Here is a 14,015-nt window from a genome sequence, read left to right as displayed (position 1 = left end):
TGGTCCTTCTGATGCAAGGGTTAGATAGTACCGCAAACCTTATCAATCAATTCCACCGGGAACTGCATCGACTGCATGATGTGTTCGATCATGCTGCGTTTACGTCCGGTATTGGTATTGGTGATCACCCAGTACGGTGTACCAGGCAGGTGCTTGGGTTTAGTTTGATTGCCATTCTGTAACAGCGTTTGCTCGTCACCCGCGAAGTAGACACGCGTGCGACCATGCAGTGACTCCGTCGCATCGGCAAACGCGTTGTTATCCAGTGAATAGAGTGTAGTCAGCACCAGCATAAAGCGGTTAACTGCTTTCTTCTGCTCAGCGTATTCGTCAGACAGCAGCAGTTCGCGCATCGCACGCACTTTGTCTTTTACCTGCGTCAGCGGCTTTTCCTGGGCGACGGCAATGGGCTGGCGCGTCTCTTTGAGGGCCGGAGCGGCAGACTGCGAGGCGGCGGCCATTTTGAGCATGCGCCGTAAAATGTCGGACGCGCTCTCACCGATATGCCGCGTCTGGCTGGCGATATACTGATAGAGTTCGTCATCAACTTCGATTGTTTTCATCTTAATCCAGTGCGATATCTTATCTGAATACAAGTCGTTGGGAGTATAAGGTCAAAACCCAACAGCGGATAGCGTCAAGCCAGAATGGCGGCAAAAGTCAGAATTAACTGTTTCCTTGCAGCCGGGCGGCAGAATGGTCAACATGATACCCTAACCTGACATACGTAAAAAAAGAACTTTGCCATGAAATTGAATACCCGAGCGCAATCTGCACAATCGCCGCACAATAATTCTCCCATCGTCCTGGTGCATGGTCTGTTTGGTAGTCTGGATAATCTTGGCGTACTGGCACGGGATCTGGTGCAGGATCACGCGCTGCTGCAGGTGGATATGCGTAACCACGGCCTGTCGCCGCGCTCGCCGCAGATGACCTACGCCGATATGGCCCAGGATCTGCTGGATACGCTGAATGAGCATAATATTGAAAAAGCGATCCTGATTGGTCACTCCATGGGTGGCAAAGCGGTGATGGCGCTGACAGCGCTTGCGCCGGAGCGCATTGCGGGCCTGGTGGTGATCGACGTGGCGCCGGTGGATTACGACGTGCGCCGCCACGATGAGATCTTCGCCGCTATTAACGCCGTCACGGACGCTGGCGTCAGTACCCGCCAGCAGGCCGCGGCGGTCATGCGCGAACATCTTGATGAAGAAGGCGTGGTGCAGTTTCTGCTGAAATCCTTCGTCGACGGCGAGTGGCGCTTTAACGTGCCGGTGCTCTGGGATCAGTATGACCAGATCGTCGGCTGGCAGCCGGTGCCGGCGTGGCCGCACCCGACGCTGTTTATTACCGGCGGCAACTCGCCGTACGTGACCGAAGCGTATCGTGATGCGCTGCTGGCGCAATTCCCCCAGGCGCGTGCGCATGTGATTGCCGGGGCCGGACACTGGGTTCATGCCGAAAAACCGGACGCGGTGCTGCGCGCTATCCGTCGTTACCTCGCTGACACGGCAAATTGATTAAAAAGAGAGCGACTGGTCGCCTGCGGGCCTCCAGTCGTTGGCGTGCCGTTTTCGGTGATGTATGATGGCGCGCTTATCGCCCGGGCATTAGCAGGGTGTCTTGTTTCCCCCGAAGTCTCAAAATCATGGCCAAAGAACACACGGACCGCACGACATTAGATCTGTTCGCGAATGAGCGTCGCCCGGGACGACCGAAAACCAATCCGCTTTCGCGTGATGAACAGCTGCGCATCAATAAGCGCAATCAGCTTAAACGCGATAAAAGCCGCGGGCTTAAACGCGTCGAGCTGAAACTGAACGCTGAAGCCGTCGATGCGCTGAACGAGCTGGCGAATGCCCGTGATATCAGCCGCAGCGAGCTGATTGAAGAGATGCTGATTTCGCAGCTCGAGAAATGGCACGGCAAAGCGTAAGTCAGAAAACTCCCCTTCTTATTGCTTTCATGTAGCACAGAGTGCAGTCCTGGGTGATTGCAGTTTCCGCAGGCTTCTCTGTTCTGCTATGATTGCCCTTATCCGTGGCTAAATTGCGCCACCATACCATTAAGTTTCAAGAGGTTATTTTACTCATGGCAATCATCGGCATTTTTTTTGGCAGCGACACGGGTAATACCGAAAATATCGCAAAAAACATTCAAAAACAGCTAGGTAAAGACGTTGCCGATGTGCATGACATTGCGAAAAGCAGCAAAGAAGATATCGAAGGTTACGATATTCTGCTGCTGGGCATCCCTACCTGGTACTACGGTGAAGCGCAGTGCGACTGGGACGACTTCTTCCCGTCTCTGGAAGAGATCGATTTCAACGGCAAACTGGTAGCCCTGTTCGGCTGTGGCGATCAGGAAGACTATGCCGAGTACTTCTGCGACGCTCTCGGCACCATTCGCGACATCATTGAGCCGCGCGGCGCCGTGATCGTTGGTCACTGGCCAACTGCTGGATACCACTTCGAAGCCTCAAAAGGTCTGGCCGATGATAATCACTTCGTGGGCCTCGCCATCGACGAAGATCGCCAGCCTGAACTGACCGCTGAGCGCGTAGAGAAATGGGTTAAGCAGGTTCGCGAAGAGCTGCATCTCGACGATATCCTCAACGCCTGAAATGCTGCGGCGCAACGTTAAAGTTGCGCCGCATTGATAGGTAATATCAATCAAAATAATTGCTACAAATTTTTAACTTTTCCTGCCATACCTGTACAATGATCCAGGTTCAAACGGGTCACCCTGTAACAAGTTTGTTGGCGGTACCACGTTTTTATAAGCATACTTTACTTGAGACTTGCAGTTTTCATTAGGTCATGGCAGTTCTATAATGAGACGCATTTCCCAGGTGCATTTTCTGTCACTTCTTCTTTAGAAGTGAATCGTTTAGCAACAGGACAGATTCCGCATGACTGACAACAACACCGCATTAAAGAAGGCCGGACTGAAAGTCACGCTTCCACGGTTAAAAATCCTGGAAGTGCTTCAGGGTCCGGATAACCATCATGTCAGTGCGGAAGACTTATACAAGCGTCTGATCGACATGGGCGAAGAGATTGGTCTGGCAACCGTTTACCGTGTACTGAACCAGTTCGACGATGCAGGCATCGTGACGCGTCACAATTTTGAAGGCGGTAAATCCGTATTTGAACTGACGCAGCAGCATCACCACGATCACCTGATTTGCCTGGATTGCGGCAAAGTGATCGAATTCAGCGACGACTCTATCGAATCACGTCAGCGTGAAATTGCCGCACGTCACGGCATTCGTCTGACCAACCACAGTCTCTACCTGTATGGCCACTGTGCCGAAGGCGACTGCCGCGAAGATGACCACGCGCACGACGCGAAATAATTCATCCGCATACTCTGAGCCAACCTGACGGTTGGCTTTTTTTTGCCTGTCATTATGTAAAAAGCCCGGTGGCGCCTCACTGACACAGACCTACGCATTTGTAGGCCCGTGTCAGCGTAGCGCCACCGGGCGTGGCAAACAGCCGATTACTTGCTGTTGTTATTGCGGATCTCCTGCCAGATTTTATCGCAGTCTTTGGTCACGTCCTGATTGTTACCCGTTTTACGCGCCTGGATACAGGCCTGGTAATCTGCAACCCGAACGGTCTCTTGTGTCGCAAATTGCTCGTGCGCCTTCTCCTGGCGCAGCACGTCCAGCACGCTCTGGCAGGCTTCGATCTTCTCTGGCGACCCTTCAGCGGTATTGATACAGGCGCTGTAGGCCTCTTTCAGACGGGTGTCTTCTTTCTGGGTCTGAGGTTGCGCGCAGGCGGTCAGTCCTGATGCCACCAGCGCGACCAGTACGATTTTTTTCAGCATAGCAGTCTCCGGTCGGCGGGGTTATCCCCCGCCGGATGTGTCATCAGAAGATGGTGAACGGGGCGATAACCATAAACTTCACGTCTCGCTCATCCTGGAAGATGTTGCCGTAACCGCCGCCGTAGCTTGGGATATCGGAATGGTTGTCATACTGCGTGAAGTGCAGTTTGAACATGGTGCCTTTCGCGCGACCGTCCTGAAGGGTGTAGATCGCATCCAGACTATAGGCAGACTCTTTGATCTTGTTAGAGGCGATATCTTCACGCTGGCCCGCGCTGTTGATCAGCCAGTCTGCCGGTTTTGCATCCCAGGCGTAGACATAAGACGCGCCCACACTCCAGCCTGCCAGGTTCCAGTTGCTCAGGTCATACATCGCGCCGAAGAAGACCGCTTTTTCGCCGTTAGCGTTAAAGTCCGAGCGGTTATCCCACCACACGTCCAGACGACCGTTGGACGAAGCGTAGGTTGGGGTCATACGCTGCAGGAAGTAACCCTGCTGCCCTTCCGCCTTAACGTAAGTCCCTTCCAGACGTAAATCGACCTGCCCGACCTTATAACCCAGGGTCAGCGCCTGCAGCCATGCCGTGCCGTCGTAGATATCATTCACGGTGCCGCTGTCGGCTTTATCACGCGTGCCGTAGAACTGGTAGCTGGTCGAGAGCGGGCCGCCCACGATATCTAACTTGTAGCTGGCTTTGGCAAAATACTGATCGATGTAACCTTCGGCCTGACCAAACGCGGCTTCCAGAATCAGGTTATTTTTGAAATCGTACTTCGCGCCAAAGGAGTGGAGATAATCGACGCGGGTTTTTCTGTCATTCTGATAGAACTTGTCCATCTCGAGGTGCCACGGCGCTTTGTACTCGTTGGTCCACATGTACGAGAAACTCAGCGCACCGCTGTCGCCGTAGTCAAAGTTGGCCCCGGCTTCTGCACCCTGATAGGTACCCGGCATAAAGCTCCAGTGCGGCGCTAACAGGGTTTGACCGGTTGGCTGCAGCCAGCCGCCGCGCGCCCAGACCGGGCCATATTTAAATTTAGCAGCCGCTTTATACAGGCTGATCCCGCTCTTATCACCGGACCAGTCCTCTTTATAGGCTTTGTTGCTGGAGGAGAATGCAATTTCGTTCGGGTGGCCGCTGTCGCCATTTTCCGCCATTTCGATGGCTGTGAACGCAGCGAGATCAAGACCGAACATGTCGGCGGCATAGCCGGACTGGAAATCAAGGTTGGCGTTCCAGGTGGAGTGAGCCAGGTTAGTTTCGTATTTGTCTGCTTCGACATTTTTGCGGTCACGTTCACGCTGCCAGTAATAAATACCGCCCGTGAGCGTGGAATCATCAATAAAACCTTCGGCCTGGGCTTTCGGAGAAACCATCCAGCCTGACATTGCTGTTACACCGGCAATAGCCAGCGCAAGCGCACTACGTTTGCCACTGAACGTACGCATAATTAATCCTCTTTGACGTATTTAAAGCGCCTTAAACGGCGAAAAACAAAAAAGTAAAAAAATGGAGGTAACCAGAAATACCCGCTTACATCTCCTGTCTGTAGACTATTTTTCGCGACGCGAATTATCAATGCTTTTCAGCGATCAAAAGTCAGGATTATGACAAAGCGCACATATTTGATTGCTATTTGTAACAATTAAAACTGAAAAGAATTTTTAATTAAAATAACGCACGTAATTAGCGGCTTATTTTTAACAGATAGCTATTTCAAGGCCAGTTCGATAGCTATTATCGTGAATTTGTGAAAGGGAAGAGAAAGCGAATCGTTTTAAGAAATGGGATTAATTCGCAACGCGAACATATTGTTGGTTAATGGCTTGCTTGCGGGGCAAAAAAAACGCCGCTATACGCGGCGTTTATCAAAAAATAATCAGTTACTCACCGACTTTCGTCCAGGTATCACGCAGTCCGACGGTACGGTTAAATACCAGTTTGTCCGCAGTGGCGTAGCGGCTGTCGAGGCAGAAGTAACCTTCGCGCTCAAACTGATACGCATGACCGGCAACAGCCTCTTTCAGGGATGGCTCCGCAAAGCCCTGCTTGATCACCAGCGATTCCGGGTTAATCACCTCCAGGAAGTCCTCAGCAGCACCCGGGTTTGGCACGCTGAAGAGGCGATCGTACAGACGGATCTCAACCGGCAGCGCATGTGCCGCGCTGACCCAGTGGATAACGCCTTTCACCTTGCGGCCATCGGCAGGATCCTTGCTCAGGGTCTCGGCATCGTAGGTGCAGAAGATGGTGGTGATATTGCCTTCAGCGTCTTTTTCAACGCGCTCAGCTTTGATCACGTAGGCATTACGCAGGCGCACTTCTTTGCCCAGCACCAGACGTTTGTACTGCTTGTTCGCTTCTTCGCGGAAGTCGGCACGATCGATCCAGATCTCTGCGCTGAACGGCACTTCACGGCTACCCATCTCCGGCTTGCTCGGATGGTTAGGCATGGTCACCAGCTCGCTTTCGCCCCGCGGGTAGTTTTCGATAACCAGTTTCACCGGATCGATGACCGCCATGGCACGCGGCGCATTGTCGTTCAGATCTTCGCGAATGCAGGATTCCAGCGACGCCATCTCGATGGTGTTGTCCTGCTTGGTCACGCCGATGCGTTTGCAAAACTCGCGGATAGATGCGGCGGTATAACCACGACGACGCAGACCGGAGATGGTTGGCATACGCGGGTCATCCCAGCCTTCAACATGCTTGTCGGTCACCAGCAGGTTCAGCTTACGCTTGGACATCACGGTGTATTCCAGATTCAGACGAGAGAATTCGTACTGACGCGGATGCACCGGAATGGAGATGTTATCCAGCACCCAGTCATACAGACGACGGTTGTCCTGGAACTCCAGCGTACATAAGGAGTGAGTAATGCCTTCCAGCGCATCGCTGATGCAGTGGGTGAAGTCGTACATCGGGTAGATGCACCACTTGCTGCCGGTCTGATGGTGATCGGCAAACTTAATGCGGTACAGCACCGGGTCACGCATCACGATAAACGGCGAGGCCATATCGATTTTAGCGCGCAGGCAGGCTTTACCCTCTTCGAAGCCACCGGCACGCATTTTTTCAAACAGCGCCAGGTTCTCTTCCACGCTGCGATCGCGGTACGGGCTGTTTTTGCCCGGCGCGGTCAGCGTACCGCGGTATTCGCGGATTTCGTCAGCGGAAAGCTCGTCAACGTAGGCCAGACCTTTGTTGATCAGCTCTACGGCGTAAGCATACAGCTGGTCAAAATAGTCGGAGGAGTAGCAGATGTCGCCAGACCAGTTGAAGCCCAACCATTGCACGTCGTTCTTAATGGACTCTACGTATTCGATATCTTCTTTCACCGGGTTGGTGTCATCGAAACGCAGGTTGCATTGACCCTGGTAGTCCTGCGCGATGCCGAAGTTCAGGCAGATCGATTTCGCATGACCAATGTGCAGGTAGCCGTTCGGCTCCGGCGGGAAACGGGTATGAACTGTGGTGTGCTTACCAGTGGCCAGATCTTCATCAATGATCTGACGGATAAAGTTGCTCGGGCGGGCTTCAGCCTCACTCATCGTGGATTCCTCAAAGCGTAAACGACGTATAACGGCATATGATCTTATAAGCCGGGCGTAGTGACAACCTTTAGTTACGCAAAAAACGGTCTCTGAAGAGAATTATGAGGGCGATTGCTGCAAAAAAAAGCGGCGGGGATATCCCCGCCGCTCAGGCACTAACGCTTACTCAGGAGCACTTATTTGCCTTTAATTTCATACAGAGGCGTCTGGCCGGCAACAACCTGACCCTGCGCCTTAATGACCAGGCCGCTGAAGTCGTCGATATTGCTGCAGACAACCGGGCTAATCATCGAGCGCGCGTTGGCGTTCAGGAAGTCGAGATCCATCTCCAGGACCGGCTGACCCGCAACCACTTCCGCACCCTCTTCGACCAGGCGTTTGAAGCCCTGACCACCCAGCGCTACGGTATCGATGCCCATGTGGACAACGATCTCCGCGCCTTTCTCGGTTTCCAGGCAGAACGCGTGGTTGGTGTTGAAGATTTTAACGATGGTACCGGCAGCCGGAGAGACCACGGTTTTATCCGTTGGTTTTACCGCCACGCCATCACCGACAGCTTTGCTGGCGAAGGCTTCATCAGGAACCTGCTCCAGAGCCACTACGTCGCCGGTGACTGGCGAAACCAGTGCTGCGATGGTGGTCGCGTTGGCAACAGCCTGTGGCTTAACAGCCGCAGGTGCGGCAGCTGGCGCAGATGTCGCTTCAGCAGCGGCAACAGGACCGGTAGTTTTCATCGCATTGGCGATTTTCTCAGCCACGAAGCCAACGATAATCTGCACGCTGGTTTTGTTCAGACGAATGACGCCAGATGCGCCCAGGCGCTTCGCCATCGCTTCGTTGACCAGAGAAGAGTCTTTCACGTTCAGACGCAGACGGGTGATGCAGGCATCGATACCGGTCAGGTTATCAGAGCCGCCAACTGCCGCGATGTACTGGCGCGCCAGACCGGAAACGTCTTCATTGGTTGCAGCACTGACATTCACATCCTGACCATCTGCTTCGCTACCGGCAACCGCCAGCTCACGGCCCGGGGTCATCAGGTTGAATTTGGTGATGGTGAAGCGGAACACCACGTAGTAGATAGCGAAGAACACCAGACCTTGTGGGATCAGCATGTACCAGTGAACCGCCAGTGGGTTACGGGAAGAGAGCACCATATCCACCAGACCAGCACTGAAGCCGAAGCCCGCGATCCACTGCATACTTGCTGCAATGAATACAGAGATACCGGTCAGTACGGCGTGGATCACATACAGCACAGGCGCCACAAACATGAAGGAGAATTCCAGCGGCTCGGTGATACCGGTGAAGAAGGCCGCGAATGCGCCCGCCATCATAATACCCAGTACCTTCGCTTTGTTCTCAGGACGCGCGCAGTGGTAGATAGCCAGCGCAGCACCCGGCAGACCGAACATCATGATTGGGAAGAAGCCCGCCTGGTAGCGACCGGTGATACCGATAACCGCTTTACCTGCTTCGATGGACTGTGCGCCGCCGAGGAAGTTAGGGATATCGTTGATACCGGCAACGTCAAACCAGAATACGGAGTTCAGCGCGTGGTGCAGACCGACCGGGATCAGCAGACGGTTGAAGAACGCATAGACGCCCGCACCGACAGAACCCAGTTTCTGGATCTGTTCACCGAAGTTCACCAGACCGTCGAAGATCACCGGCCAGATGTACATCAGGATGAAGGCCACAACGATCATCACAAAGGAGGTCAGGATCGGCACCAGACGACGGCCGCTGAAGAAGGAGAGCGCTTTTGGCAGCTCAACACCACTGAAGCGGTTGTAGAGTTCAGCGGAGATGATACCCACCAGGATACCCACGAACTGGTTGCTGATCTTACCGAACGCAGCCGGCACCTGGTCGGCGGGGATCTTCTGGATCATAGAAACCGCAGCCGGGGAGCAGAGCGTGGTCAGCACAAGGAAGCCCACAAAGCCGGTCAGCGCTGCAGCGCCATCTTTATCTTTGGACATACCATAAGCCACACCAATGGCGAACAGTACGGACATGTTATCGATAATGGCAGAACCGGATTTAATGAAGAACGCCGCTAACGCGTTGTCTCCACCCCAACCCACCGGGTCAATCCAGTAACCGACACCCATCAGTATTGCCGCCGCTGGCAGCGTGGCGACCGGCACCATTAAGGCGCGGCCAACCTTTTGTAAGTAACCTAAAATGCTCAATTTGTTCCCCCTATGAGACCCCTATAACGGTATGTTCTCAGCTGTGTTTTTATTGTGTCACTAACTTGTAAATACAGTTGATGATTCACTGGCTTTGAGAGTGTGTGGAAAATTAATTCGTATCGCAAATTAAACGCGTACTTTTTGTGAGTTTTGTCACCAAATATTGTTTATCCCCCTCCCCTGCACTGGCAAACAGGGAAAACTTATTTTATGATACGAAAAATCAAGACGGATTGCCCCCTCTCGGTGTGAACCAGGTTAGGCTTATAGCATGCCCCGACAAGCAATCCGCCAACTTTTACTAAAACTTCAGAGGTGAATAATGAGACTGATCCCCCTGGCAACCGCAGAACAAGTAGGTAAATGGGCTGCTCGCCATATCGTACAACGTATCAATGCGTTTAAACCGACAGCCGATCGTCCTTTTGTACTCGGCCTGCCGACCGGTGGCACACCTCTTACCGCCTATAAAGCACTGGTTGAGATGCATAAAGCGGGCCAGGTTAGCTTTGAACATGTTGTTACCTTCAACATGGACGAATACGTTGGCCTGCCAAAAGATCACCCGGAAAGCTACCATAGCTTCATGCACCGGAATTTCTTTGATCATATTGATATTAAACCGGGAAATATTAATCTGCTGGATGGAAATGCACCGGATATCGATGCAGAGTGCCGTCATTACGAAGAAAAAATCCGCGCGTACGGTAAAATCCACCTGTTCATGGGTGGCGTCGGCAACGACGGCCATATCGCTTTCAACGAACCTGCCTCTTCTCTGGCCTCCCGTACCCGTATCAAAACCCTGACACATGACACCCGTGTGGCAAACTCCCGTTTCTTTGATGGTGACGTTAACCAGGTGCCAAAATATGCCCTGACCGTTGGCGTGGGTACCCTGCTGGATGCGGAAGAAGTAATGATTCTGGTGCTGGGCAGCGTGAAAGCGCAGGCGCTGCAGGCGGCGGTAGAAGGCAACGTCAACCACATGTGGACCATCAGCTGCCTGCAGCTGCATCCGAAAGCGGTTGTGGTATGCGATGAACCGTCTACCATGGAACTGAAAGTGAAGACGTTGAAATATTTCAACGAATTAGAAGCAGAAAACATTAAAGGTCTGTAATGTGACGCCGTCTCTGCCTGCAGAGACGGCATGCTATTTTTAAACCGGGGGTCGTTATGTACGCTTTAACCCACGGTCGGATTTATACCGGCCATGAAATTCTGGATGACCATGCGATCGTTATCGCCAATGGCCTGATTGAACGTGTCTGCCCACTGGCTGAACTGCCAGCGGACATTGAACAACGCTCGCTCAATGGAGCAATCATCTCCCCCGGTTTTATCGACGTGCAGCTTAACGGCTGTGGCGGCGTGCAGTTCAACGATACCGCCGACGCTGTCACCGTTGAAACGCTGGAAATTATGCAGCGTGCTAATGAAAAATCGGGCTGCACCAGCTACCTGCCGACGCTTATCACCACCAGCGACGACCTGATGAAGCAAGGCGTTCGCGTGATGCGTGAATATCTGGCGAAATATCCACACCAGGCGCTGGGTCTGCACCTTGAGGGACCGTGGCTGAATATCGTCAAGAAAGGCACCCATAATCCTGATTACGTCCGTAAACCTGACGATGAACTGGTTGATTTCCTCTGTGCCAACGCGGATGTGATCACCAAAGTAACCCTGGCGCCAGAAATGGTCGATCCCGAAGTGATCCGCAAGCTGGCGGGCGCAGGTATTGTGGTCTCTGCAGGGCACTCCAACGCCACGCTGAAAGAGGCCAAAGTGGGCTTCCGCGCCGGTATCACCTTCGCGACCCATCTTTATAACGCCATGCCTTATATTACCGGACGCGAACCCGGTCTCGCCGGGGCAATCTTTGACGAACCGGACGTTTACTGCGGCATCATTGCCGACGGTTTACACGTCGATTATGCCAACGTGCGTAACGCTAAACGCCTGAAAGGTGACAAACTCTGCCTGGTTACCGACGCCACGGCACCGGCAGGGGCAAATATTGAACAGTTCATTTTTGCTGGTAAAACAATATACTACCGGAATGGGCTCTGTGTGGATGAGAACGGAACGTTAAGCGGTTCGGCTCTGACCATGATCGAAGGCGTGCGCAATCTGGTTGAACATTGCAGCATTGCCCTCGATGAAGTGCTGCGTATGGCAACGCTCTATCCGGCACGCGCGATTGGCGTAGACAAACAGCTGGGCAGTATTGCACCGGGGATGGTCGCTAACCTCACCGCATTCACACACGATTATAAAATCATCAAGACCATCGTTAATGGTAACGAGGTCGTTACAGAGTAAGCGAAAGTATGACACCTGGCGGACAAGCTCAAATTGGCAACGTTGATCTGGTAAAGCAGCTGAACAGTGCGGCGGTTTATCGACTGATTGACCAGCACGGACCTATCTCGCGGATTCAGATTGCAGAACAGAGCCAGCTTGCCCCCGCCAGCGTGACGAAAATTACCCGTCAGCTTATTGAGCGCGGGCTGATTAAAGAAGTGGATCAGCAGGCCTCCACCGGAGGCCGTCGCGCTATCTCGATTGTTACCGAAACCCGTCATTTCCACGCCATCGGCGTGCGCCTTGGTCGTCATGACGCCACCCTGACGCTGTACGATCTGAGCAGTAAGGCCATTGCTGAAGAGCACTATGCCCTGCCGGAACGCACTCAGGAGACCCTCGAACATGCGCTGCTTAACGCCATCGAGCTGTTTATCGAATCCTGCCAGCGCAAAATCCGCGAGCTGATTGCCATTTCGGTGATCCTGCCCGGGCTTGTCGACCCGGAAAGCGGTGTGATCCGCTATATGCCGCATATTCAGGTCGAAAACTGGGCGCTGATCGACGCGCTGGAGAAGCGTTTCGCCGTGACCTGCTTTGTGGGTCACGATATCCGCAGCCTGGCGCTGGCGGAGCACTACTTTGGTGCAAGTCAGGATTGTGAAGACTCAATTCTGGTGCGCGTTCACCGCGGTACGGGCGCCGGTATTATCTCTAATGGCCGCATTTTTATTGGCCGTAACGGTAACGTGGGCGAGATTGGCCACATTCAGGTTGACCCGCTGGGTGAGCGCTGCCACTGCGGCAACTTTGGCTGTCTGGAAACCGTCGCTGCCAATGCCGCCATTGAGCAACGAGTCCGTCATCTGCTGGAGCAGGGTTATCAGAGCCGCGTCACGCTCGATGACTGTAAAATCAACGCCATCTGCCGGGCGGCCAATAAAGGCGACGCGTTAGCCAGTGAAGTGATTGAGCAGGTTGGCCGTCATCTGGGTAAAACCATTGCCATCGCCATCAACCTGTTTAACCCACAAAAAGTGGTGATCGCCGGTGAAATTACCGAGGCTGAAAAAGTGCTGTTGCCCGCCATCGAAGGGTGCATCAATACCCAGGCGCTGAAGGCGTTTCGCCAGAACCTGCCGGTTGTTCGCTCCGCGCTGAACGACCGTTCCGCGATTGGCGCTTTTGCCCTGGTAAAACGCGCCATGCTTAACGGTATCCTGTTGCAGCGTTTGCTGGAAAGCTGACAGCGCTTTATAGTGACGCCTTCTTTTTTTGATGTCGGGAAGTCCATGACCATTAAGAATGTAATTTGTGATATCGACGGCGTGCTGATGCACGACAACGTTGCCGTGCCGGGCGCTGCAGAGTTTCTTAACGGCATCATGGAAAAGGGCATGCCGCTGGTGCTGCTCACCAACTTTCCGTCACAGACCGGGCAGGATCTGGCGAACCGTTTTGCCACCGCCGGTATCGATGTGCCCGCCAGCGTGTTCTATACCTCGGCAATGGCCACCGCAGACTTCCTGAAGCGTCAGGAGGGCAAAAAAGCGTACGTGGTCGGTGAAGGCGCACTGATCCATGAACTGTACAAAGCGGGCTTTACCATCACCGACGTCAACCCCGACTTTGTTATCGTTGGCGAAACGCGCTCCTATAACTGGGAGATGATGCACAAGGCGGCCTTCTTTGTCGCCAACGGCGCCCGCTTTATCGCCACCAACCCGGATACCCATGGCCGCGGCTTTTACCCCGCCTGTGGCGCGCTCTGTGCCGGTATCGAGAAGATGACTGGCCGCATGCCGTTTTATGTCGGTAAACCCAGCCCGTGGATCATTCGTGCGGCACTCAACACAATGCAGGCCCACTCGGAAGATACGGTAATTGTGGGTGATAACCTGCGCACCGATATTCTGGCGGGCTTCCAGGCCGGGCTGGAAACCATCCTGGTGCTGTCAGGGGTATCCACCCTGGACGATATCGATTCGATGCCGTTTCGACCAAGCTGGATTTACCCCTCGGTCGCGGAAATTGATGTCCTGTAACCCAAAACCACGTCCCCGGACGTGGTTTTTTCATTTTGGCTGATCAAAAACAGAAACCCATCTAAT

Annotated in this window: 13 protein-coding genes; 8 read left to right on the top strand and 5 right to left on the bottom strand. The window is 53.5% G+C overall.

The genetic code is table 11. From position 1 onward, the window contains the following. Positions 1-20: 20 nt before the first annotated feature. Complete coding sequence (seqA, locus tag FHC51_RS11865; protein WP_220435611.1) at positions 21-563, bottom strand: replication initiation negative regulator SeqA; 543 nt, start codon at positions 561-563, stop codon at positions 21-23. A 183-nt stretch (positions 564-746) separates the two neighbouring features. Between seqA and ybfF the strand changes: the two genes are divergently transcribed. From ybfF to fur, 4 genes are all read left to right on the top strand, one after another. Further along, positions 747-1,520 (top strand): esterase, encoded by a 774-nt coding sequence (gene ybfF, locus FHC51_RS11860; protein WP_114315613.1) that lies wholly within the window; start codon positions 747-749, stop codon positions 1,518-1,520. Between the two features lie 128 nt (positions 1,521-1,648). Then, positions 1,649-1,936 carry a LexA regulated protein gene (gene ybfE / locus FHC51_RS11855; RefSeq protein WP_103823578.1) on the top strand — a complete coding sequence of 96 codons (288 nt, stop codon included), beginning with the start codon at positions 1,649-1,651 and terminating at the stop codon, positions 1,934-1,936. Between the two features lie 155 nt (positions 1,937-2,091). After that, complete coding sequence (gene fldA / locus FHC51_RS11850; protein ID WP_168192007.1) at positions 2,092-2,622, top strand: flavodoxin FldA; 531 nt, start codon at positions 2,092-2,094, stop codon at positions 2,620-2,622. 289 nt (positions 2,623-2,911) lie between these two features. Further along, positions 2,912-3,358, top strand: coding sequence for a ferric iron uptake transcriptional regulator (gene fur, locus FHC51_RS11845; protein WP_010428651.1), 447 nt, complete (start codon positions 2,912-2,914; stop codon positions 3,356-3,358). Between the two features lie 146 nt (positions 3,359-3,504). Here the strand turns inward: fur and chiQ are convergent, their stop codons facing one another. The 4 genes from chiQ to nagE all read right to left on the bottom strand — a co-directional run bounded on the left by chiQ (position 3,505) and on the right by nagE (position 9,591). Continuing rightward, the gene (gene chiQ / locus FHC51_RS11840) at positions 3,505-3,837 is read right to left on the bottom strand and encodes a ChiQ/YbfN family lipoprotein (RefSeq protein WP_197080134.1); all 333 of its coding nucleotides are present in this window, start codon (positions 3,835-3,837) and stop codon (positions 3,505-3,507) included. A 43-nt stretch (positions 3,838-3,880) separates the two neighbouring features. Further along, on the bottom strand, positions 3,881-5,287 hold the full coding sequence (chiP, locus tag FHC51_RS11835; protein WP_220435610.1) for a chitoporin: 1,407 nt from the start codon (positions 5,285-5,287) through the stop codon (positions 3,881-3,883). A 435-nt stretch (positions 5,288-5,722) separates the two neighbouring features. Continuing rightward, a complete protein-coding gene (glnS, locus tag FHC51_RS11830) occupies positions 5,723-7,390 on the bottom strand; it encodes a glutamine--tRNA ligase (RefSeq protein ID WP_220435609.1) in 1,668 nt (555 codons plus the stop codon). A 179-nt stretch (positions 7,391-7,569) separates the two neighbouring features. After that, positions 7,570-9,591: an N-acetylglucosamine-specific PTS transporter subunit IIBC gene (gene nagE / locus FHC51_RS11825; RefSeq protein ID WP_220435608.1), complete on the bottom strand. Its 2,022-nt coding sequence runs from the start codon at positions 9,589-9,591 to the stop codon at positions 7,570-7,572. Between the two features lie 325 nt (positions 9,592-9,916). On the opposite strand from nagE, the gene nagB reads away from it, so the two are divergent. From nagB to FHC51_RS11805, 4 genes are read left to right on the top strand one after another with little or no spacing between them, the layout of a single operon-like run. Further along, on the top strand, positions 9,917-10,717 hold the full coding sequence (gene nagB / locus FHC51_RS11820) for a glucosamine-6-phosphate deaminase (RefSeq protein ID WP_114387658.1): 801 nt from the start codon (positions 9,917-9,919) through the stop codon (positions 10,715-10,717). Positions 10,718-10,773: 56 nt separating this feature from the next. Beyond that, on the top strand, positions 10,774-11,922 hold the full coding sequence (nagA, locus tag FHC51_RS11815; protein WP_114315618.1) for an N-acetylglucosamine-6-phosphate deacetylase: 1,149 nt from the start codon (positions 10,774-10,776) through the stop codon (positions 11,920-11,922). Positions 11,923-11,930: 8 nt separating this feature from the next. After that, complete coding sequence (locus FHC51_RS11810; protein ID WP_156238071.1) at positions 11,931-13,151, top strand: N-acetylglucosamine repressor; 1,221 nt, start codon at positions 11,931-11,933, stop codon at positions 13,149-13,151. Positions 13,152-13,196: 45 nt separating this feature from the next. Beyond that, positions 13,197-13,949 carry an HAD-IIA family hydrolase gene (locus FHC51_RS11805; protein WP_103181044.1) on the top strand — a complete coding sequence of 251 codons (753 nt, stop codon included), beginning with the start codon at positions 13,197-13,199 and terminating at the stop codon, positions 13,947-13,949. The last annotated feature ends 66 nt before the right edge of the window (positions 13,950-14,015 follow it).

Origin of the sequence: Leclercia sp. EC_58 (assembly GCF_019584355.1) — a bacterium.
GTDB lineage: Bacteria > Pseudomonadota > Gammaproteobacteria > Enterobacterales > Enterobacteriaceae > Enterobacter.
Note: the sequence above shows the minus strand (reverse complement) of the source record. Positions and strands in the feature narration are given on the sequence as shown.

Excerpts from the sequence above, each read along its gene's own strand:
- seqA (WP_220435611.1), bottom strand. The coding sequence starts at position 563 with ATGAAAACAATCGAAGTTGATGACGAACTCTATCAGTATATCGCCAGC.
- ybfF (WP_114315613.1), top strand. The coding sequence starts at position 747 with ATGAAATTGAATACCCGAGCGCAATCTGCACAATCGCCGCACAATAAT.
- ybfE (WP_103823578.1), top strand. The coding sequence starts at position 1,649 with ATGGCCAAAGAACACACGGACCGCACGACATTAGATCTGTTCGCGAAT.
- fldA (WP_168192007.1), top strand. The coding sequence starts at position 2,092 with ATGGCAATCATCGGCATTTTTTTTGGCAGCGACACGGGTAATACCGAA.
- fur (WP_010428651.1), top strand. The coding sequence starts at position 2,912 with ATGACTGACAACAACACCGCATTAAAGAAGGCCGGACTGAAAGTCACG.
- chiQ (WP_197080134.1), bottom strand. The coding sequence starts at position 3,837 with ATGCTGAAAAAAATCGTACTGGTCGCGCTGGTGGCATCAGGACTGACC.
- chiP (WP_220435610.1), bottom strand. The coding sequence starts at position 5,287 with ATGCGTACGTTCAGTGGCAAACGTAGTGCGCTTGCGCTGGCTATTGCC.
- glnS (WP_220435609.1), bottom strand. The coding sequence starts at position 7,390 with ATGAGTGAGGCTGAAGCCCGCCCGAGCAACTTTATCCGTCAGATCATT.
- nagB (WP_114387658.1), top strand. The coding sequence starts at position 9,917 with ATGAGACTGATCCCCCTGGCAACCGCAGAACAAGTAGGTAAATGGGCT.
- nagA (WP_114315618.1), top strand. The coding sequence starts at position 10,774 with ATGTACGCTTTAACCCACGGTCGGATTTATACCGGCCATGAAATTCTG.
- FHC51_RS11810 (WP_156238071.1), top strand. The coding sequence starts at position 11,931 with ATGACACCTGGCGGACAAGCTCAAATTGGCAACGTTGATCTGGTAAAG.
- FHC51_RS11805 (WP_103181044.1), top strand. The coding sequence starts at position 13,197 with ATGACCATTAAGAATGTAATTTGTGATATCGACGGCGTGCTGATGCAC.